The 20,145-nt window shown below is 57.2% G+C and carries 18 protein-coding genes; 6 read left to right on the top strand and 12 right to left on the bottom strand.

The annotated features are described in order from the left end of the window. The first annotated feature begins 36 nt into the window (after positions 1 to 36). The 4 genes from HMPREF2820_RS01810 to HMPREF2820_RS01795 all read left to right on the top strand — a co-directional run bounded on the left by HMPREF2820_RS01810 (position 37) and on the right by HMPREF2820_RS01795 (position 4,392). Positions 37 to 816 (top strand): DeoR/GlpR family DNA-binding transcription regulator, encoded by a 780-nt coding sequence (locus HMPREF2820_RS01810; protein ID WP_016422628.1) that lies wholly within the window; start codon positions 37 to 39, stop codon positions 814 to 816. Continuing rightward, on the top strand, positions 813 to 1,784 hold the full coding sequence (locus HMPREF2820_RS01805) for a 1-phosphofructokinase family hexose kinase (protein WP_070602489.1): 972 nt from the start codon (positions 813 to 815) through the stop codon (positions 1,782 to 1,784). The genes HMPREF2820_RS01810 and HMPREF2820_RS01805 overlap by 4 nt, the downstream gene beginning before the upstream one ends. Positions 1,785 to 1,819: 35 nt before the next feature. Then, positions 1,820 to 3,979 (top strand): PTS fructose transporter subunit IIABC, encoded by a 2,160-nt coding sequence (locus HMPREF2820_RS01800; RefSeq protein WP_083308398.1) that lies wholly within the window; start codon positions 1,820 to 1,822, stop codon positions 3,977 to 3,979. Positions 3,980 to 4,119: 140 nt separating this feature from the next. Further along, positions 4,120 to 4,392: an HPr family phosphocarrier protein gene (locus HMPREF2820_RS01795; RefSeq protein WP_016422625.1), complete on the top strand. Its 273-nt coding sequence runs from the start codon at positions 4,120 to 4,122 to the stop codon at positions 4,390 to 4,392. A 93-nt stretch (positions 4,393 to 4,485) separates the two neighbouring features. Here the strand turns inward: HMPREF2820_RS01795 and HMPREF2820_RS01790 are convergent, their stop codons facing one another. The 5 genes from HMPREF2820_RS01790 to HMPREF2820_RS10620 all read right to left on the bottom strand — a co-directional run bounded on the left by HMPREF2820_RS01790 (position 4,486) and on the right by HMPREF2820_RS10620 (position 10,336). Continuing rightward, positions 4,486 to 5,829: a uracil-xanthine permease family protein gene (locus tag HMPREF2820_RS01790; RefSeq protein WP_224784238.1), complete on the bottom strand. Its 1,344-nt coding sequence runs from the start codon at positions 5,827 to 5,829 to the stop codon at positions 4,486 to 4,488. Positions 5,830 to 5,945: 116 nt separating this feature from the next. Then, on the bottom strand, positions 5,946 to 7,553 hold the full coding sequence (gene hflX / locus HMPREF2820_RS01785; protein WP_141751975.1) for a GTPase HflX: 1,608 nt from the start codon (positions 7,551 to 7,553) through the stop codon (positions 5,946 to 5,948). Positions 7,554 to 7,628: 75 nt separating this feature from the next. Then, the gene (locus HMPREF2820_RS10785; RefSeq protein ID WP_101687554.1) at positions 7,629 to 7,946 is read right to left on the bottom strand and encodes a FeoC-like transcriptional regulator; all 318 of its coding nucleotides are present in this window, start codon (positions 7,944 to 7,946) and stop codon (positions 7,629 to 7,631) included. 102 nt (positions 7,947 to 8,048) lie between these two features. After that, positions 8,049 to 10,022 (bottom strand): ferrous iron transport protein B, encoded by a 1,974-nt coding sequence (gene feoB, locus HMPREF2820_RS01780; protein WP_070602487.1) that lies wholly within the window; start codon positions 10,020 to 10,022, stop codon positions 8,049 to 8,051. 56 nt (positions 10,023 to 10,078) lie between these two features. Further along, the gene (locus HMPREF2820_RS10620) at positions 10,079 to 10,336 is read right to left on the bottom strand and encodes a FeoA family protein (RefSeq protein WP_083308396.1); all 258 of its coding nucleotides are present in this window, start codon (positions 10,334 to 10,336) and stop codon (positions 10,079 to 10,081) included. A 280-nt stretch (positions 10,337 to 10,616) separates the two neighbouring features. Between HMPREF2820_RS10620 and HMPREF2820_RS01775 the strand changes: the two genes are divergently transcribed. After that, positions 10,617 to 11,396 carry a hypothetical protein gene (locus HMPREF2820_RS01775; protein WP_016422619.1) on the top strand — a complete coding sequence of 260 codons (780 nt, stop codon included), beginning with the start codon at positions 10,617 to 10,619 and terminating at the stop codon, positions 11,394 to 11,396. Positions 11,397 to 11,456: 60 nt separating this feature from the next. On the opposite strand, the gene dapF is transcribed toward HMPREF2820_RS01775, so the two are convergent. From dapF to HMPREF2820_RS01760, 3 genes are read right to left on the bottom strand one after another with little or no spacing between them, the layout of a single operon-like run. Next, positions 11,457 to 12,380, bottom strand: coding sequence for a diaminopimelate epimerase (gene dapF / locus HMPREF2820_RS01770; protein ID WP_070602485.1), 924 nt, complete (start codon positions 12,378 to 12,380; stop codon positions 11,457 to 11,459). Between the two features lie 31 nt (positions 12,381 to 12,411). Further along, on the bottom strand, positions 12,412 to 13,338 hold the full coding sequence (miaA, locus tag HMPREF2820_RS01765; protein WP_371455652.1) for a tRNA (adenosine(37)-N6)-dimethylallyltransferase MiaA: 927 nt from the start codon (positions 13,336 to 13,338) through the stop codon (positions 12,412 to 12,414). 42 nt (positions 13,339 to 13,380) lie between these two features. Beyond that, positions 13,381 to 14,085 carry a hypothetical protein gene (locus HMPREF2820_RS01760; RefSeq protein WP_070602483.1) on the bottom strand — a complete coding sequence of 235 codons (705 nt, stop codon included), beginning with the start codon at positions 14,083 to 14,085 and terminating at the stop codon, positions 13,381 to 13,383. 161 nt (positions 14,086 to 14,246) lie between these two features. Here HMPREF2820_RS01760 and HMPREF2820_RS01755 point away from each other — a divergent pair, with 161 nt between their 5' ends. Continuing rightward, positions 14,247 to 15,611 (top strand): DUF349 domain-containing protein, encoded by a 1,365-nt coding sequence (locus HMPREF2820_RS01755; protein ID WP_016422615.1) that lies wholly within the window; start codon positions 14,247 to 14,249, stop codon positions 15,609 to 15,611. A 164-nt stretch (positions 15,612 to 15,775) separates the two neighbouring features. Here HMPREF2820_RS01755 and HMPREF2820_RS01750 read toward each other — a convergent pair whose 3' ends face one another. The 4 genes from HMPREF2820_RS01750 to recA all read right to left on the bottom strand — a co-directional run bounded on the left by HMPREF2820_RS01750 (position 15,776) and on the right by recA (position 19,927). Further along, positions 15,776 to 16,525 (bottom strand): Rv2732c family membrane protein, encoded by a 750-nt coding sequence (locus HMPREF2820_RS01750; RefSeq protein WP_246822120.1) that lies wholly within the window; start codon positions 16,523 to 16,525, stop codon positions 15,776 to 15,778. Beyond that, positions 16,518 to 18,065, bottom strand: coding sequence for a tRNA (N6-isopentenyl adenosine(37)-C2)-methylthiotransferase MiaB (gene miaB, locus HMPREF2820_RS01745; RefSeq protein ID WP_070602479.1), 1,548 nt, complete (start codon positions 18,063 to 18,065; stop codon positions 16,518 to 16,520). Before miaB ends, HMPREF2820_RS01750 begins: the two co-directional genes overlap by 8 nt. 106 nt (positions 18,066 to 18,171) lie before the next feature. Beyond that, positions 18,172 to 18,780, bottom strand: coding sequence for a regulatory protein RecX (locus HMPREF2820_RS01740; protein ID WP_070566274.1), 609 nt, complete (start codon positions 18,778 to 18,780; stop codon positions 18,172 to 18,174). Positions 18,781 to 18,823: 43 nt separating this feature from the next. Beyond that, entirely contained in the window at positions 18,824 to 19,927 is a 1,104-nt protein-coding gene (recA, locus tag HMPREF2820_RS01735; protein WP_049189631.1) for a recombinase RecA, read from the bottom strand. Positions 19,928 to 20,145 lie beyond the last annotated feature (218 nt).

The following is a 20,145-nucleotide window of genomic DNA, read 5'->3' as shown; positions in this document are numbered from 1 at the left end:
TAAAGCTGAGATTTCTTAACAGCTAAGGAGCGGGGAATGTACGCAGAGGAACGCCGCCGGAAGATTGCGTCTTTGACAGCAGTCGAAGGGCGCGTGACGGTCGCTGATCTTGCGGAAGCTTTCGATGTCACAGCAGAGACGATTCGCCGTGACCTAGCTCAGTTGGATGCAGAGGGCGCAGTTCACCGCGTGCACGGTGGCGCTGTAGCTACTCGTTCTTTTCAGACTGTTGAGTTTTCAGTTGCCGCTCGAAAGAACGCGCAAAAGGACGCGAAGCTCTCTATTGCCCGCTGTGCTGCGGATTTTCTGCCTGACTCTGGTGGTGGAATTTTTCTCGATGCTGGAACTACCACCGAGGCTCTTGCAGAGCTGATGGTCCACTCCCCTGATAACCGCCGTTGGTCGGTTGTCACAAACTCTCTTCCCAACGCCATCACACTCGCAGGATCGAACCGCATTGAGCTTCAACTCCTTGGCGGCCAAGTTCGCGTCATTACTCAGGCGGTTGCTGGCGATACGGCACTCCGCACTCTCGCGGTTATGCGTGCCGATGTCGCTTTCATTGGTTCTAATGCCTTGACAATTGACCACGGTCTTTCTACTGCTGATCCACAGGAAGCGGCGGTAAAGCGCGCGATGATTACGAATGCGCGCAAGGTCATCGTTATGGCGGACTCGACGAAACTTGGCCGCGACTTCCTCGTCAGCTTTGCAGCATTGGAAGATATCGACGTCGTGATTACAGATTCCTCTGCCCCGGAACAGTTCGTCAACGATCTCAGGGAGCAAGGTGTCGAGGTTGTGGTTGCTTCATGATCCTGACCTTGACTGTAAATCCGTCAATCGATCGACTTGCTCGACTCGATACGGAGCTCAAGCGAGGTGGCGTGTTCCGTCTACCAATGGCTGAGGACATGGCTGGTGGCAAGGGAATTAATGTGTCCAAGGCGTTGCACTACGCCGGAGAAAAGACGCTCGCGCTCTACCCGGCATCGGACTCCGGAAAATTCACGCGCCTGTTGGAAGTCTCTGGCATACCCCATGAAGCCATCAACACGACTAACGAAGCCCGCGTTAATCTCACACTCGCAGAGCCAGATGGGACAACCACCAAGCTCAATTCCCCCGGCATGACATTGACGAAAGCGCACCGTAGGCGTGTCCTGGAGAAACTTATCCACCATGCTAAACACGCCACGTGGGTAGTTTTCGCAGGTTCATTGCCCCCTGGTGTCCCCAGGGATTTTTACGTTCAATGCACCGAGGCGGTGTATTCGGTCAACCCGAATATTCGTGTTGCTATGGATACGAGCGACGGCCCACTGACTGAGGTCGTTCGCGCATTTCCAAAGGTGCGACCTTTTTTGATGAAGCCGAACGCCTACGAACTTGGTCAAATCATTGATCAGGACGGCGAAGAACTTGAGGCCGCTGCAGCCGAAGGGAACTATCTTCCCGTAGCGCAGGCTGCTCGTGCGCTGAACGAGCTTGGCGTTTCCGAAGTCCTGGCCACTCTCGGCGAAGCAGGGGCGGTGCTTTCAGTGAAGTCAGGCGGTTGTTTCGCTGGTACCTCCCCCTCGATAGTCGCTCAGTCGACGGTCGGTGCTGGAGACTGTGCTTTGGCCGGCTACGTTATGTCCCGCGAACGCGGTGATAGCTACCAAGATGCACTAACCACCGCCGTAGCTTATGGGGCGGCGGCAACCAGTCTTCCCGGTACGACCATCCCCTATCCAGAACAGGTTCACCCCGAGGCCGGCCGGTTATGGCAGCTCGACGCTTAGCTTTTCGATGCCTAGATAAGGAGCATTAGAAAACCATGTCTTCTTCGGCAGATTTTTCCGCTATTGCATCAGACCTAGCCGATGAGTCGACAGTGTTCCTTGACCTAGATATCGGTCCGCAAAAGGAGAAGATCCTTAACTATCTCATCGCTAAAGCTGTAGAGACCGGCCGCGCCACCGACAGCAACGGCATCGTCGCAGCAGCCCTCGAACGCGAAGAGAAGGCCCCGACAGGTCTGTCGGGAGGGATAGCCATCCCCCACTGCCGCCATGAGGACTGGTCGAAGCCGACCCTGATGTTTGCCCGCTTAACCAGCGCTACAGAATTCAACACACCAGATGGGCCGGCGGACCTGCTCTTTTTCATTGGTGTCCCATCTAGTAACAGCGATGTCCACGTCGATATTCTGGCCGCACTCGCAAAAGCACTTCGCGATAAGGGGTTTCGCGCAGCTCTTCGCGGTGCTGAAAGCGATGAAGAGACTGCCCGGATCATTAGCGAGCACGTCACCAAAGCGCCTCGTCGGAAAGCGAAAAAACCTCCGGCGAAGACCAATATCGTCGCCATCACGGCCTGCCCCACGGGCATCGCGCACACTTATTTGGCAGCCGAAGCGCTTACTGGCGCGGCAGAAAGCATGTCTGATGTCACACTAACTGTAGAGACGCAGGGCTCGGCAGGAACCCAGGAAGCCCCCGCAGAGGCAATTGTCCGGGCCGACGTGCTAGTAATCGCAGCCGATATTGGGGTTACGGGGCTTAAGCGCTTCAGCGATAAACCACAGGTCAAAGTGCCAATTCGTAAGGCAGTCAATGAACCTACTGCGGTTATTGAACAAGCGAAGGCAAAAGCAGAACAATCACGGGTTCGCGCCTACGACCGAAAGGCGCCGCAACCTAAGGATGACCACGACAAGGAGGCCGGTCCGCAAACCGGTACTACCGGCGCGGACCCTTCATCTGAGAGGGTACAAGCAACTACGAAGGTGGGGGCACATAAATCATCGTTAGGCGGTGACAAAGCCTTCGGACACTGGGTTCGTGATGCCATTATGACCGGTGTCAGCTATATGGTGCCGTTCGTGGCCGCATCGGGGTTGTTGATTGCGCTGGGATTCCTCGTCGGCGGTCATCAGGTTGGTGTAGTAGCTGACGCCGTGACTAGGGATTTGCGGCTGCCGGAGATTATCGGACTCGATGCCCCGATTGCTGTGCCGACAAAAGATCTCGGCACCGTACTAATTGATCGTAGTGGGCTGTGGCTGTATCTCGGCTCGGCGCTTTTTGCCATTGGCAACCACGGCATGCAGGTCATTGTGGCTGTAATGAGTGCTTATATCGCCTTTGGCATGGCTGGCAGAGCCGGCATTGCACCAGGCTTTATTGGCGGTGCCATCGCGGTCACGGTTGGCGCCGGCTTCCTTGGGGGCCTGGTGACAGGCATCCTGGCGGGACTAGTTGTAGCCCTACTGTTGAGGATGAAAGTCCCGGACTGGCTGCGACCGCTGATGCCGGTTGTCGTGATTCCTATGCTCGGCGCTATGTCCGTTGGGCTCACCATGTACCTGCTGCTCGGGATGCCGCTGGCGTGGCTGATGACGGCTCTGCAGCAGTGGCTGCAATCACTGGATACGACGGCGGCGTTCCTGTTCGGTGGTCTTCTCGGCGCAATGATGTGCGTGGATATGGGCGGAATGATCAACAAGGCTGCTTATCTTTTTGCCGTCGCAAACATCGCCTCAGCAGATCCCGCATCATGGAAGGTCATGGCCGCTGTGATGGCGGCGGGCATGGTACCTCCATTGGCTACATCTCTGGCAGTTGTGCTCCGACCAAAGCTGTTCAGTTCGGCGGAGCGTCAAAACGGCAAAGCGGGCTGGGTGCTCGGTGCGGCCTTCATTTCAGAGGGAGTAATTCCCTTCGCCGCCGCAGATCCGCTACGTGTGATTCCGTCGATTGTGATTGGCGGTGCCGTCACCGGTGGCACCTCAATGGCTTTGGGTGCGGCCACACGTGTTCCGCACGGAGGTATTTTTGTGCTGTTTGCAATCGACAACCCTGTCGCATGGCTTACTGCAATCGTCTTGGGCAGCATAGTGGCAGCAATTCTCGTTGTGGCAGCTAAAAGCCTGTGGCCGCGGCAAGTCAGCACCGATAATCAAAGCCTAGAAGCAGACGTTTCAGCGGAAGCGTAGTTTTTACCGCACCGGCTGGTTCATCCCAACGAGCATTTCTACGATTTTCAGCAAACATTCCCCAACCCATCCGGGCAACCTATTAAGCTCAGAAATGGCATCGAGGAAATCGAGAAGCAGAAAGGCAGGATGCCGCTCGCATGGTTACTCAACATGTCCACGTCGGCTCCAAGGTGGGTATTCATGCCCGCCCTGCAACGGTCATCGCTGAGCGTGCCTCCCGTTTTCAGGAAGAAATTCTGGTCGAGCTCCTTGACTCAGACGAGCCCGACAACGAACCGGCCGATGCTTCATCCTCGTTGATGCTCATGGCACTCGGTGCCGAATTCGGCGATGAAGTCACTGTGACCAGTAGCAACGCGGTTGCGGTAGAGAAAATCGCCGAACTCATCGCCCAAGATCTGAGCGATTAATAAGCAAAAGAGCTTAACGACGAAACATCGTGGCAACGGTCACGTGGTTCCGTCGTTAAACATTCGTGCGAGATTCTGCCCTGGACGGGTGGCCTACGAGCGGTTCTCGCCGATGCGGTTGTAGAGCCAATTCAAAATTGGATAGCCGATAATAATGCCGACCGACCCCCAAGCAATGCCCTCCAGCGTCAGCGAACCAATGTCGAGGGTGAGGTTACCGATACCCGCGATCAGCGCGGTGGCGGCAGCGGTGAGATTAACCGGGTTGTTGAAGTCGACCTTTTCGTCCATCCAGATGCGCACACCGAGCAAACCGATCAGGCCGTAGAGCACCATCGTTGCCCCACCGAGCACGCCGGTAGGAATGGTCAAGATGAGTGCGCCGAACTTTGGAATGAAAGCCAGTGCAATGGCGGTGAAAGCTGCCACCCAGTAAGCTGCGGTCGAATAGACACGGGTAGCGGCCATAACACCGATATTTTCAGCGTAGGTAGTGGTACCAGAACCACCAGCTGAACCGGCGATGGTGGTGGCTAGACCGTCTGCAATAAGAGCATCGCCAGCGATGTCATCGAGGTTTCGGCCGGTCATGGCAGCAACAGCCTTGACGTGACCGACATTCTCTGCGATGAGTACTACGATGACGGGCAGACCAATCAGCATCGCATTGAAGTGGAACTCCGGCGCGTGGAATGCGGGCAGACCAATCCAGGCGGCATTGCCGACAGTTTCTGTAGCCTCGGGCGAGAGATTTCCAGTGGCAGCGGCGAAGACCCAGCCGATTAGTACGCCGATAAGGACACCCAGACGGCTGACCATACCGCGGCCAGCGACGGTTGCGAAGACAATGGATGCCATCGTGACAAATGCGACCAACGGCTGAGTGGCGAAGTTCTCCGTGGCGGCAGGCGCCAGGTTAAGTCCGATGAGAGCGACGATGGCACCGGTTACTGCAGGTGGCATCACTGCATCGAGGACACGCTTGCCGGCGAACTTTACAACGCAGCCAACGAGCATGAGCGCGATGCCGGCGCAGAGCACGACACCGAGCTGAACACCAATACCCTGCGCCTGTGTCGCGGTCAGTGGTGCGATGAAGGCAAACGACGAGCCCAGGTAAGAGGGCAAGCGGTTTCGGGTGATTAGCAGGAAGACAATCGTGCCGATACCCGAGAACAGCAGTGTGGTGTTGACTGGAAAGCCGGTCAACAGCGGCACCAGAAGAGTTGCACCGAACATGGCAATGACGTGCTGTGCGCCGATGCCAATCGTGCGAGGCCAATCGAGGCGTTCGTTGGGAGCCACCACGGCTCCCGGTGCAATCTTTCGACCGTCACCGTGAATATCCCAACCGAAAAGACGGCCACGTTCGGCGTTTTCAGCAGGCGGATTTGCGGAGGTTCCCTGTCGGGTCTCCGCGTCAGAAGTTGAATTCATGGTTGTAATGCTAGTGGATGCCCACCGCAGATCACGTCACGGATACCGCCTTAACCCCAGGGCGGCCGGAGTTCTTTGCCGCTCTCCCTATTCCAACTCCGCTCGCCCTATTCCGACTAGGCGTCGTTGCTACTATCCTCATCCGCATCGGCCGAGAAGTCAGTATTCTCTGCAGGTTCAATGTGGTATGCCGACAGTTCATCCGCGAGACTAGTGGGCAATCGCACATCCATCTGGGTGCCTTGCTCTGTCCATGTCTCCGACAGCACGGTCGCATCTTCGTGGAGCATGGAGACGATATTGCCCTTGTCATAGGGGATCAACATATGGACGTGAGACTCCAACTCATTGAGAGCAAGCTCGAGTCGGGTCTCCAGTTCGCCAATCCCCTCACCCGTTCGTGCAGAGACAAAGACCGCATCATCGAGCTGGTGGCGCAGTTGTGCCAGGGTAATGCCATCGGCCTTGTCCACCTTGTTGACTACCAACAGCTCGGGCGGAATCTCAGCCTTTTCTTCCTCTGCGATTTCGTTGATGACTTTGTTGACAGCCTTAATCTGCTCCAGCGGGAATGGGTCAGAGGAGTCTACGACGTGCATGATGACGTCGGCTTCGAGCACCTCTTCCAAGGTCGAGCGAAAAGCTTCAATGAGCTGGGTCGGCAAGTGGCGAACAAATCCGACCGTATCGGTCATAATCACCGTGCGTCCGTCGCAAAGCTTGGTGCGACGAGTCGTCGGATCCAGCGTGGCGAACAGCGCATCTTCCACCAGCACACCGGCGCCTGTCAGTGCGTTGAGCAACGAAGACTTGCCCGCGTTGGTGTAGCCGACAATTGCCACGCGCGGCAGGTGTCCAGCCTTACGACGTGCGCGCTTGATCTCGCGCGCAGTCTTCATGCCAGCCAATTCCTTGCGGATTCGCGCCATATCTTGGCGTAGCCGCTGACGATCGGTTTCGATCTTAGTTTCACCCGGACCACGCAGTCCCACGCCGCCGTTGGAGCCCGCGCGACCACCAGCCTGACGCGATAGGTTGCCGCCCCAGCCGCGCAGACGCGTGTACAGGTACTGCATTTGTGCCAGCGAGACCTGCGCCTTGCCCTCCTTGGACTTCGCGTGCTGAGCAAAGATATCCAGAATCAGCATGGTGCGGTCAATAACCTTGGCGTCAAGGCGATCCTCCAGCGCCACCAATTGGCCGGGAGACAGCTCACCGTCGCAAATAACTGTATCTGCGCCGGTAGAGGCGACAATATCGCGAAGCTCGTTGAGCTTGCCGGATCCCACGTAAGTACCAGGGTCCGGCTTATCGCGGCGCTGCAGCACCATCTCTAAAACTTCCGAACCTGCAGTCTCTGCCAGTGCGGCGAGCTCCTCCATCGCCACTTCGGCTTCCTGAAGGGTCCCGGATGTCCAGACACCGAGCAGCACCACGCGTTCCAGTCGGAGCTGACGGTACTCGACCATCACCTCTTCGGATTCGGTATGCGCTACTGACCTGGTCAGCCGGCGCAGAGAGGAACGCGCCTCCAGATCCAAATCACCGACGGTAGGTTCCCTTTGCGTGCCGACGTTCGTTGCGAACGCATCCCCGGAGGCACTATCGGCGTTTTCGCCAGCATCGTTAGCGTCGATGAAAAAATCGTCCATCTCGTGCGAGGTGCGAGCTTGCTGCGACGTTTCGTCGCTGACCTCATCAAAGTTGTTGGAAAAATTCGTCATACTAGCTGCTATTGTCGCATGACAAGCCAAATTCTCCGCATTGTGTGCGGAGAATACCGAGCCGAAGCTCAAGACTTAGGCTGCAGAAGGTGGCCTGCGTGTCAGAACCAGTGCGACCGGACCACTCTTAGAACTACCACCAGCACACGTACCACTGTCGGACATTCCACAGTTGGAACAACCTCCGCCTGGGCACATGCCACCGAGGGATTCCCGGCGCAGTTGGCCGGTGTGTTCCATGCGGTCAAGGATGAGGTCTACCGTTGCTCGCTGCAGGCCAGTGATTTCGCAAATCTTGCGTCGGGAGCTAATGCCCTGCGCAATTGCATCCTGAACGGCTTCTGAAGGCCGACGAGTAACCGTCGTATTCTTCCTGGCTCTAAAGAGTCCCACGGCGATAGCTCCTTTCCGTATCGCGATTCTTGTTGGATCTGATTTCTAGTTCGCAAGTGTGCCCTAGTAGCTTTGCCGAAGCTACTAGGAATCAACGAGGCTTTACAGGAACAGCTTTAACCCTTGGAAAACAATCACGGCCAGTGCCCATGCAACGACCAGCTGCGCTAGCAAACCGAAGCCCGTCCACTTCAAGCCGATCTCTCGACGTTGTGCCGCGAGCGTAGCCACGCACGGTGTGTAAGCCAGCAGGAAGATCATATAGGCCCAGACTGCTGCCAATCCGTGTCCATCGGATGCATTGTCAAAGTCACGTCGAATATTCTCCGCGAGCGGGCTGGAGGCCTGTTCGCTCGAATCGGAGTCGGTGACGTCCTCCACTGCATAGGTCTGTGCCCAGGTAGAAATGACGGCTTCCTTGGCCACAAAGCCCGTCACCAACGGACCTGTCAGAGACCATGTACCGAAACCTGCCGGGTTAAACACAGGAGCAATAGTTTCGCTGACTGCACCGTATGCGGAGTCCTGCGGTGCTAGATTTTCATCGGCAAAGGAGTGCCCGGAGACAACCGGAATAGACATCAGTAGCCATACGACGATGACGGTGCTGACGATGATTCCACTAGCGGTCTGCAGGAAGCCCTTCAGACGCATCCACATCACAGATAGTGCCAGCCGTGCGGTCGGAAGCTGGTAGGTTGGCAGATCAATGACCAGCGGTTCCGACGGCATGGTGCGCCACAGGGTCTTACGCAGTGCAAGGCCGGTCAGAACGATCAGCAGAATCGAGATCACGTACATAGCGAAGACGACTGTGCCCGCGCGTTCCGGGAAGAACACCGCACCCAACATGACATACACGGTTAGGCGCGCCGAGCAGGAGGTAAACGGAACCAGTAGAGCCGTCAAAATGCGGTGGCGCGGATTACTCAGCACACGTGTTGCCGAAATCGCTGGCACGTTACAACCAAAGCCAACAATGAGCGGAATAAATGCCTTACCCGGAAGACCAATTGCACGCATGACACGGTCAGCCACCACGGCTGCACGCGCCATATACCCTGAATCCTCGAGCACTGCGAGGCACAGGAACATGAGTGCCATCAGCGGAACGAAGGTCAGCACCATGCCGACACCACCGATGATGCCGTTCACAAGCAGCCCCGTGACAATCGGATGGTCCCATCCCATCGCTTCTAATCCACGGGTAACCAGATCTGCGAAATTACCGGTAATAAGGGTTTCCAAACCGTCCTGCAACGGCGCTGCCACCGTTGTCGTGATCTGGAAGACTGCCCACATGACCGCCAGGAACACAATCGGTCCGAGCACCGGATGAAGAACCACGTTATCAATGCGGTCAGAGAACGTCTGTCGGTCCTCTACCCCGCCCGTAGATGCCGCAACCGCCGCATCAATCGCGGCAAAGCGTGCGTCGTCCAGACGTTCAATCGAGTCACCATCGACCTGGCGAATCGGTGACGACACCGAACTACATCCGTCCAGAGCCGCTGCTACCGCGTCGGCCAACCGCGCCATTCCCGCTTTACGACGGGGATCCAGCGCCACCACCGGCATCCCCATAGCTGACTGCAATGCGTCCGGATTCACATCGATGCCCTTGGCCTTGGCAACATCTAGTTTGGTCAGAGCCAGAACGATGCGCTGGGGCTGTTCCGCCAATTCCGCGGCCATGTAGAGGCCACGGCCCAGTGCCGTGGCGTCGACAACGACAACGACGAGATCCGGGCGTTCTTCTTCCGGTTTCTCGATGAGCATCTCGCGAGTGAGCTCTTCGTCCGGACTCATGGCATCCAGCGAGTAGGCACCCGGGAAATCGATGACATCGTACTCAGCGGCATCGGTCTTCCACGCGCCGCGGCTGACCTCTACGGTCGTACCAGGCCAATTGCCCATCTGCGCTTTCGCACCAGTCAAACTATTGAACAGTGTTGACTTACCGGAGTTCGGTGCGCCGACCACTGCGACAACAGGTGCACCATCCTTTGCTGGCGCTCCGCCACTGCAAGCATGACAGCTGGGCGTGGATGCGAATTTTCGCGTTGAGGAATCCATAGGTGTTGTCATTGTTAACTTTCAGGAGGGAGGTGAGAAAAAGAGATGTAGGGAACCTAACCCGCGACGGACATCTTGTGCAGCGTGCTGCCATCGATGGCGTAGCGTGTTGCGCCAGCATGGACGATTCGCCCACCGCCGCTGGTGCTCCGCCCCACAGTGACACTCATTCCAGGGCGAAGCCCCAGTTGCGAAAGCCTGCGACACAGGCGCTCATCCACATGCGACGCTCCCAGAGTGACGGTTGCCCCCACCGGGACGTCGGCAAGCGATTGAATGTCATCCGACTGCTTTCGAGACCGCAACCCGAGCATGAGAAACCTCGCTTATATAGATAAGAATTAACCTAAGCAAATGGTGTTTACAGAGACGAGCTTACTCTTAGGCATGCCTAAATGGAATAAACCGGGCGCGCCTAAGGAAAGTTATTTATGCCACACTTAATATTTGCCTATTTAGCGTGGCAGAATTGTTAGTCCCAGTCGAATAGTTGCCGCGGTGCGATGGAATGGTTTTTGGTTCCCCAGAGCACAATGTGCTCACGTGCGATTCGTTAGTTCGCAGATGAAGATATGGGAAGTATCATCGAAAAGTATGACTACTGACTTGCGAAGCATTGGCATGGACTACCCCAGCTGGCGAGACGCGATGGAAGCCGCGATTGCCAGTGACAATCTGTCGGTCATCGGCGAGGTCCGCGGTGGCCAGCTGGTCCGTTTCGAAGATTCCTCTGGTGCGCGTCTGCACATCCTGGGTGTTGAACCATTTTCTACCTACGCCGGCTTCGCGGGCAGCCCGACCGTCACTGCCCATGTATCCAGCGTGGACGATGTCTTAGCACTCGTGGAAATCGTCGAGGATGATCCCTCATCGGATAACTTTGACAAGGTCATCGAGGTCGCTACCTGCCTGCTGTCACAGGGGCCGATGATTGTTGATGCCGGAACTCAGACTTTTGAGCATGTCGCGCTATCAGCTCTGGCAACTGATTTCACCCTCGACGCATCCGCTGAGGAGTACGAAAAGCGCACTGGGGCAACCCCGACAACATTGGACTTCGAAGGTGCTAAGGCAATTGTCGGCGATCAGGTCGGCAAGGCATCGCCTAGCGCAACCGTCAAACTGGCTGGTGTTATCAATAACTCCCGCAAGCATGTCAATGAGCTGACCGGCAAGAAGTTCTGGGTGCTCAACCTTGCTCTTCCGACCCCCATGGACGTACTTGTCCCCGGCGGCGACGAAGCTCCCCAGCCGGGTATGGTCGTCTCCGGCACTTTCTCACTGACCGGTGAGATCATTCCGCCTCAAGGTTGCGGAGGCGGCTGTGGCGATGGCGGCTGTGGTTGTGGCGACGGTGGCTGCGGCGGACACTAGTCCGCTGATTCCCCACCGCTTCCACTACCCCGCTAGTGCTCCTGCAGCACTAGCTACCAGTCACAGGGCTTCCAGCTCAATATCGCCGAGCGTGTGAATCACGCTCGGCCCGGTCAAGGTCGCCGAGAAGTCCCCATCCGCATTGCTGGCCTTGTGGACATCCACAGTCACCACACCGCCGGGCACCTTGACTGTCACAACCCCCTCAGTCCGGCCGGCATCGGCCAGCGCGACAATAGCTGCCGCAACCGTACCGGTGCCACACGAGCGGGTCTCACCAACTCCGCGTTCAATTACTCGCATGGACACCGAATCAGAGGCATCCAGCGGGGTGACAATTTCCACATTGAGGCCGTTCGGGAACATGGCTTCGTCGGCACGCACTGGCTTCGCGACACTACCCGCCGCTTCCAATTCCAGCTCCGCCAGAGCGGCGGCATTTAGGCCAGGCATGACGCAGGCCAAATGCGGATTTCCCACGTCGACACCAATCCCGGCGAATTTCTGGGCATTGTTGCCCGAACCGATGAACGCAGTAGCGAGGCCGAGGACTTCCGGCTGGCCCATATCCACCCCGACGACCGCGTGCCTGCGGCTGAGCTCATCAATCGAAACAGCGCGCAGCCCTGCTCGAGTGCCCACCCGCAAAGTTCCGTCGACGACACTGTCCGGGCTGTGAATCGCGGCAATATAGTGTGCAAAAACGCGGACACCATTCCCGCACATCTCGGCAACAGAACCGTCACTATTGCGGTAGTCCATAAACCAATCGCCGGCTTTAACCCCCTCCGGCAATGCCGCCAAAACACCGGCATCGACGAGTTTCCCCGCACGGGCAACCCGCAGGACGCCGTCAGCGCCAAGACCCCGCTGTCTATCGCACACTGCTGCGACCAGTGATTCGGTCAATTCAATCGACACCAAATCATCTGGAAAAATCAAGAAATCGTTTTGCGTACCGTGGCCTTTGGCAAATGAAACCATGCCCTTGATGCTAGCGGGAGGTCCGAATCTCTTACAGACCAAGTGCGGAAAACGCCTGTCCCGGCACGTCACCGGCAGCGTCTAGCCACATGATTCGATGATCACGGTTGAACCAGGAGCGCTGACGTCGCACATACCTGCGCGTCCCAATAATCGTGCGTTCACAAGCCGTATCCAGGTCGTAAACCCCATCGAAGTAGTCCAGCACCTGTGCATAGCCGATCGCGCGACTAGCGGTCACACCTTCGCGCAACCCTTGCGCAATCAAACTCTCAGTTTCTTCCACCAGGCCAGCGGCAAACATGCCCCGCGTACGCTGTTCTATCCGCGGATTTAGCCATTCCGCCTGCGTGCGCAACCCCAATATGCGAGTGTTCCACCGCGGTGGCTTATCAATCGACGGCTTCGACGCTGCAAAAGGTTTACCTGTCAGCTCGATGACCTCCAAAGCCCGGACAGTGCGCCGCGGGTCGTTGGTCTCAATAATTGCCGCCGCATCCGGATCAATCTCTGCCAGCCGATCGTGCAACGCCGCCGGACCAATCTCGTCCTGCACTGCCTCCCACTTCGCACGTACTTCAGGGTCCGTAGGTGGAAACTGCCAGTCGTCCACCAACGCCTGCACATACATCATCGACCCGCCGACAAGGATGGGGACTTTCCCCCGCGCGCGAATGGCCTCAACATCCGCGACCGCCTCACGCTGATACGTCGCCACACTCGCCGGCTGCGTCACGTTCAGCACATCGAGTTGATGGTGCGGAATACCCCGCCGCTGGTCCACCGACAGCTTCGCTGTTCCGATATCCATTCCTCGATAGAGCTGCATCGAATCAACATTGACGACCTCACCGCCAAGCTGCTCCGCAAGTACCAGCCCCAAATCCGACTTTCCCGACGCCGTCGGCCCTACCACCGCAATCGGCACCGGCAAGCTCTCACTCTCGAAAGCCGTCACTACCCAGTTCACACTCCTGCACAAAACTAAAAACGCGAGCTCTTACTTCGCAACACACTGCCAGCTGGCCACGTGGTAACCGATGCCGTAAGGCGCCCCGTCATAGTAAGAACGCTTTACGACGGTCATTCCAGACCCCGTCCAGCTTTCAGCAGCTTTACTCAGCTGCTGCCATAACTCGGCCGCGTACGCGCCGGGAGCTGGAAACACAATATTTTCCACGTTAATGCTTGAGCAGTCCTGACCAGCAATTAGACTGCACAGCGCATCAACCTCCGCTGCACCTTCAATTACGCCGACCGGGGAATCGTCCGCAAGGCCGAATGCGCCGTCGACAAGCACAAGCAGACGCGTGTGACCGGCAGCGAGTGCCTCAGCGATAGAGTCGAAGCACGTTGCCTGAATGACGCGGCCAGTGGGTCCTTCAGAATTCCGTCGCGCGTAGTCTTCGATAAGCCAGCGCCCCAGCAGCTCAGGTAATTCGGTTCCGCCTGACACCGTGACATCAACCCCATACGGAGAAAGACTGCCGGGTGCGCTGGTCTGGTGCGGGGACTTCGCCTGCATCCTGCCAATGATAATAGCGACCGCGCCGGGCTCTCCGGGTTCGTCATGTCTCCACAGCGTCGCGACGGTTTCACGGGCATGACGGCGCAATTCCGTGGCGATAGGTGCAAAACCACCCAGCTCCTCGACGATGAGGAGCGCACGCGGAACGATAACAAGCCGAGGCAAACGCGAATTCACGTCCTCAACGCTACCGTGAGGGGCTAGTCGATGCCTTAATCCGGCGGTGTTACGCGCGCTGTGCCAAAATTTTTGGGATACTCGAGCACATACCGTAAGTGTTTGATGGCAGCCGTGTCGCGCGGCAGTTCTGCATGAAGATTGGAAGAGGTTTACCCACTATGACCGGTACCAGCAATTCCCCTAAGCCAGGTCCACGCCCGGGTCCACGTCCGGGACCTCGACCAGGCTCAATGCCGGCTCATCGTAAGGCCCCTGGAGCTACTCCAGCGCCTGCGGGGTCGGCCGCTGTGGCACATGCCGTCCACAATGATCCAAAGAAGTTTGGCCGCATTGACGAAGACGGCACTGTTTGGCTGGTCACCAGCGCCGGCGAACGCAATATTGGCTCCTGGCAGGCTGGCACCGTAGAAGAGGGTTATGCCCACTACGGCAAGCGCTACGAGGATCTGGCCACCGAGGTCGAGCTACTGGAATCTCGTGTAGTCTCCCACCCGCAGGAGGCAAAGACCATTTCTCACAACGCAGTTGAACTGCGTGAGAGCCTTGCCACCGCCACGGTCCTCGGCGATATCGATGCGCTGGATAAGCGCCTTGCAGAGGTCATTGCCACCTCCCATGTCGCAGAGGAAAAAGTCGCTCACGACAAGGCAGAGCGCCGTAAGAACGCCATCGCACGTAAGGAAGAGCTCGCCGCAGAGGCCGAAGAGCTCGCAGAGAACTCCACCGAGTGGAAGGTCGCCGGCGACCGTATCCGCGAGATTCTCACGGAGTGGAAGCAGATTCGCGGCATCGACCGCAAAACTGATGATCAGCTCTGGCGCCGTTACTCCCGCGCGCGTGATTCTTTCAACCGCCGCCGCGGTGCCCATTTTGCGGAACTGGACCGCAACCGTGCGGCTGCTCGCCGCGTTAAGGAGGACATCATTGAGCGAGCTGAGGCCCTGAAGACCTCCACTGATTGGGGTGGCACCGCTGCTGCCTTCCGTGACCTGATGGCTGAGTGGAAGGCCGCTGGTCGAGCCCCGCGCGAGGTCGATGACAAGCTGTGGGCGCAGTTCAAGGCCGCCCAGGATGAGTTCTTTGGTGCTCGCAACGCGGTCAACGAAGCTCGAGACAGGGAGTTCGAGGAAAACGCTGCGGCCAAGGACGCACTGCTGGCTGAATACGAAGACCGCATTGATCCGTCCAAGGGCCTCGATCACGCTCGCAACGAACTGCGTCAGTTGCAGGAGAAATGGGAGGCCATCGGCTTTGTGCCGCGTGGTCGTGTGCGTGAGTATGAAAACCGCATTGGCGCACTGGAAAAGCGCGTCTCCGATGCTGCCGATTCGCAGTGGCGCCGTACCGACCCCGAAGCACAGGCTCGCGTCCAGCAGTTCGCCGACCGCGCAGCGGAGTTTGAGCAGAAGGCCGCCGAACTCGAGGCGAAGGGCAAGGCTTCTCAGGCAGCCAAGGCTCGGGAGCAGGCCGAACAGTGGCGACAGTGGGCAGAGCAGGCCGCGGAGACTCTCAAGGAGCTCTAACAGAAGCTAGTTTTGCGTCGGGAAGCAGGTTCTCGCTCTCCGGCTTCCTCAACCGAATCTGGCTCAGCTGGGCGCTGGCAACGCGTCGATGGTTAAACGAAAAGGGGCTCTCTTCCGGAGTGGAAGAGAGCCCCTTTACTTACTGCGCTAGTGAAAAAGTCTCACTACTCGTCGCTGACCTGTTCGTCCTGTTCGCCGGTCTGCTGAGAGACATTGTCCGTACTACTGCCCTGCTGGCCGCGATTGCGTCGGCGAGCACGTTCACGGCGGTCGTCGACGACCTCAACATCCGTAGTCGTATTCGGTGTCAGGCCCGCCCGCAGGTAAACCTGCTGCGCGCGCAGTACCGGATCGGTGTCAGCGTGCTTGCGACGTTTCGTCGCGATTGCGAGCTGCTCCTTACTACGTCGGAAAGCGATGAAAGTCACGGAGATGGCCAGTAGAAAACTGCAGAAAATACCGAGCATCAGGCCGAAGGAAATACCCTCGCCGGCCAGTTCCTGTGGACGAGACTGACGCATCCAGCCAGCGAAGACTGAGTAGACCATCTGAATACAGGCAAAAAACCAGGTGACAAATGCGAGAATCGTCGTCCGCGTAATCAGCGTGGCAATAGCTAGCAAGACACCTACCACCACGAGAATGGAGTAAATTCGCTCCGGTCGAGTCGTGAAGTACTGATGCGCAACATCCGTATCCAGCAACACATCAAAGCCCAAAACGACGCCAGAGTGCGGAAGGAAGAAACTCGTAATGAGGCCGATGACGGCAACCATCATCGGAATCACCGCACGGCCGAGATCCAGCTCGCCAGCGGCCTTGCGCTCCTGAATCCGCAACGCCTGCGCGGATTCCACCGACTGCTCGCTAGTGGATTCCATATCACTTTCCGGCGAAGCCTTGTCACTACTCACAGCCGCATCCCTCACTTACACTCGTTTTCTCCGGGCGTCCAATTTTTGGCAAGCCCAGACCAACTCCAATCGGAGCGGTCGTCGGAGTCTGACCGACCTCTACATTATCCCCCGCCTTAGTGCGGCGGTGTGTGAGCACACCGGAGTCAGCAATGAGGAAGTGCGGTGCGGAGTCGGTCACACGCACTGTCACGTAATCACCTGGGCGAATCTTGCGGTCGACGACGCCTGGTTCGCTTTCCGACGGGCTGAAGTGCACCAGGCGGCCATCCCGACTCCGACCTGACATGCGATGAGTCTCCGCATTTTTACGGCCATCGGACTGGCTGACCAGCAGCTCTACTTCCCTACCGACTAGCTTGGCGTTTTCTTCCTCGGAAATGCGCTCTTGAAGCGCTAACAGACGGCCATAGCGTTCCTTCACAACCTCTGGTGGAACCTGATCAGTCATGGTCGCCGCCGGAGTTCCCGGGCGAGGCGAGTATTGGAAGGTGAAAGCCGAGCTAAAGCGAGCCTTATCCACCACGTCGAGAGTTTGCTGGAAGTCCTCTTCAGTCTCGCCTGGGAAGCCGACAATGATGTCAGTGGTAATGGCCGCATCCGGCATTTTTTCCCTAACCTTCTCCAGAATTCCCAGGAATTTCTTGGTGCGGTAGGAACGGCGCATGTCTTTCAGCACTCGGTCAGAACCGGACTGTAGTGGCATGTGCAACTGATGAACCACGTTCGGTGTCTCCGCCATGGCGTCGATGACATCATCGGTGAACTCAGCTGGGTGCGGAGACGTAAAGCGCACACGTTCCAACCCTTCAATCTGGCCGCAGGCGCGCAGCAACTTGGAAAAAGCCGAGCGGTCGCGTTCCATGTCAGGGTCGGCGAAGTTAACGCCATAGGCGTTGACATTCTGACCGAGGAGGGTGACGTCAGTAACGCCCTGCTCCACGAGTGCCTGCACCTCAGCGAGAATCTCGCCTGGACGACGATCGCGTTCCTTACCACGCAAACTGGGGACGATGCAGAAGGTGCACGTGTTATTGCAGCCTACGGAGATACTCACCCAACCTGCGTAAGTGGATTCGCGCTTGGCCGGCAGCACCGAGGGAAATTCTTCCAGAGCATCCTTAATCTCGACTTCAGCCCGGTCATTATGGGCGGCGCGTTCCAACAGTGCTGGCAACGAACCCAAGTTATGTGTACCGAAGACGACGTCCACCCATGGGGCCTTCTTTACGACGACGTCCTTATCCTTCTGGGCCAAGCAGCCACCGACGGCAATCTGCATGCCTGGGTGAGCATCCTTGACTGGTTTGAGCTGTCCCAACGTGCCATAAAGGCGATTGTCCGCATTCTCTCGAACGGCACAGGTGTTGAAAACGACCAGATCAGGATTCTCGCCTTCTGCAGCCGCTACATAACCGTTTTCTTCCAGCAAGCCAGACAGTCGTTCCGAGTCATGGACGTTCATCTGACAACCGAACGTACGTACCTCATATGTGCGAGGCGAAGACTGCTGCTGAGAGTTCAAAGAAGGGGTAGTCACGGCAGTTTAGGTTAGCTGTTTATGGCCCATTTCCCCAATCAGCGATCCCTTTAAACCTGACCGGTCCGCAGCCGGCGTGCTAATCCGGCGTGTGGTGGCACCGGCGCTAATCTGTGTCCTCTTCAAGTTCTCGGTATCGCTCTTCTAACTGATCCCGAGCAATGCTCATGGACAATTCAGAGGGGAAACCGCGCCGCGCCAGCACACCGACGACTTTGCGTAAATCCTTTTGCTTGGAGTTGAAGTCAGGCGCCACTGTTTTAATAGTGGCCGCTTTCTTCGCCGCTAGCTTCCGGGCGACTTCTTCTTCCGCGTTGTGCGTAATCTGCTCCAACGCATCTGCACGAAGCGAAGCATCAATGCCCTTTTTCTGCAGCTCCCGGTTCAAAACCATCTTCGACTTGCCACGACTGGCAAAGCGCTGCCGCACCCATTCGGATGCGAAAAGCTCGTCGTTAACCAATCCACTTCGGGTCAGGTCATCAACGACTTCTTCAATCATCGAGGTTGGAAACTCCTCGACTGCCTCGAGCCTTTCTACGAGTTCCTTGCGGGAACGCATTCGCTGATCGAGCAAGCGCAGTGCCTTAGCACGAATCGGGGCCTTGGATTCCTCACGACCCGCATCGTAGAGCGAACTACCGTCAGCTTCCGCAATTTGCTGAGCAAGCTTTTCGATAGTCTCCCGCACATCGCGGCCGTTACGATCCTCCACGGTCCTCACTTTTCGTGTGTCGCGGCACTACGCCTCGAGCTAGCTAGTCTTCCAAATCATCGAAGTCGATGTCCGGCACGACATCGACAGGGGCATCGATATCGGTCTCGTCCTCGACCTCCGCGAATTCCCCGACACCGAGCTTCTTCTTGATCTTGACTTCGATTTCCTGGGCAATTTCTGGATTCTCGCGCAGGTGCATACGAGCCTTTTCCTTGCCCTGACCCAACTGATCGCCCTCGTAGGTAAACCACGAACCGGACTTCTTGACAATGCCGTTATCAACGCCCATGTCAATCAACGAGCCCTCACGCGAAATGCCCTCGCCGTAGATGATGTCAAACTCTGCCTGCTTGAACGGCGGCGACACCTTGTTCTTGACTACCTTCAAGCGCGTGCGGTTACCCACCGCATCCTGGCCGTCCTTCAACGTCTGAATTCGGCGTACGTCACAGCGAACGGAAGCGTAGAACTTCAGTGCTTTACCACCCGTGGTGGTCTCAGGAGAGCCGAACATGACGCCAATCTTTTCACGCAGCTGGTTAATGAAGATGGCAGTGGTGCCGGTGTGGGACAGCGCACCAGTCATCTTTCGCAGCGCCTGACTCATCAACCGCGCCTGCAGACCAACGTGGGAATCGCCCATTTCACCGTCGATTTCAGCCTTCGGAGTCAACGCGGCTACCGAGTCAACCACGATGATGTCAATAGCACCGGAACGCACCAGCATATCTGTAATCTCAAGTGCCTGCTCACCGGTATCTGGTTGGGATACCAGAAGGTTGTCCGTATCTACTCCAAGCTTGCGCGCATAAACCGGATCCAGCGCATGCTCCGCATCAATAAATGCGGCAATACCGCCCTGCCGCTGCGCCTCTGCAATAGCATGCAGTGCGACTGTGGTCTTACCTGAGGATTCTGGACCATAGATTTCTACGATACGACCACGCGGGAACCCGCCCAGGCCCAAGGCCACGTCGATAGCGATATTGCCGGAGGGAATAACCTGAATTGGAGGACGATTGTCGTCCCCCAGGCGCATAACTGCACCCTTACCAAAGTCCTTCTCAATATTCGCCAGAGCTACATCGAGCGCCTTCAGGCGATCATTGCCCTGGTTCGAAGCCGCAGCCTTCTTACGAGCCATAGTTCGTTGTTCTTCCTCATTGTCATTGTCGCGGTCATTGTCGCGTACGGTATCGGGTTCTGGAGCCGTACTCAGAGAATGTGTGTCCCGATTTTCATCCAAAACAGAAACTTCGCTCACACTTAATTAGGCGCGAAACGAGCCGTTCCGGTTCCAAATTGGTCCGCGACACCTCTACTGCCGGTTACACCCGGAAGTTATACCGAATCAGACGGATT

It is taken from the genome of Corynebacterium sp. HMSC064E08, from assembly GCF_001811805.1.
Classification (GTDB): Bacteria; Actinomycetota; Actinomycetes; order Mycobacteriales; family Mycobacteriaceae; genus Corynebacterium; species Corynebacterium jeikeium_D.
The sequence above is the reverse complement of the archived record's forward strand: the minus strand, read 5'-3'. Positions and strand labels throughout refer to the sequence as shown.

Excerpts from the sequence above, each read along its gene's own strand:
- HMPREF2820_RS01775 (WP_016422619.1), top strand. The coding sequence starts at position 10,617 with ATGACTACTGACTTGCGAAGCATTGGCATGGACTACCCCAGCTGGCGA.
- recA (WP_049189631.1), bottom strand. The coding sequence starts at position 19,927 with ATGGCTCGTAAGAAGGCTGCGGCTTCGAACCAGGGCAATGATCGCCTG.
- HMPREF2820_RS01790 (WP_224784238.1), bottom strand. The coding sequence starts at position 5,829 with ATGAATTCAACTTCTGACGCGGAGACCCGACAGGGAACCTCCGCAAAT.
- HMPREF2820_RS01795 (WP_016422625.1), top strand. The coding sequence starts at position 4,120 with ATGGTTACTCAACATGTCCACGTCGGCTCCAAGGTGGGTATTCATGCC.
- HMPREF2820_RS01800 (WP_083308398.1), top strand. The coding sequence starts at position 1,820 with ATGTCTTCTTCGGCAGATTTTTCCGCTATTGCATCAGACCTAGCCGAT.
- HMPREF2820_RS10620 (WP_083308396.1), bottom strand. The coding sequence starts at position 10,336 with ATGCTCGGGTTGCGGTCTCGAAAGCAGTCGGATGACATTCAATCGCTT.
- hflX (WP_141751975.1), bottom strand. The coding sequence starts at position 7,553 with ATGACGAATTTTTCCAACAACTTTGATGAGGTCAGCGACGAAACGTCG.
- dapF (WP_070602485.1), bottom strand. The coding sequence starts at position 12,380 with ATGGTTTCATTTGCCAAAGGCCACGGTACGCAAAACGATTTCTTGATT.
- feoB (WP_070602487.1), bottom strand. The coding sequence starts at position 10,022 with ATGGATTCCTCAACGCGAAAATTCGCATCCACGCCCAGCTGTCATGCT.
- HMPREF2820_RS01805 (WP_070602489.1), top strand. The coding sequence starts at position 813 with ATGATCCTGACCTTGACTGTAAATCCGTCAATCGATCGACTTGCTCGA.
- HMPREF2820_RS01755 (WP_016422615.1), top strand. The coding sequence starts at position 14,247 with ATGACCGGTACCAGCAATTCCCCTAAGCCAGGTCCACGCCCGGGTCCA.
- HMPREF2820_RS01810 (WP_016422628.1), top strand. The coding sequence starts at position 37 with ATGTACGCAGAGGAACGCCGCCGGAAGATTGCGTCTTTGACAGCAGTC.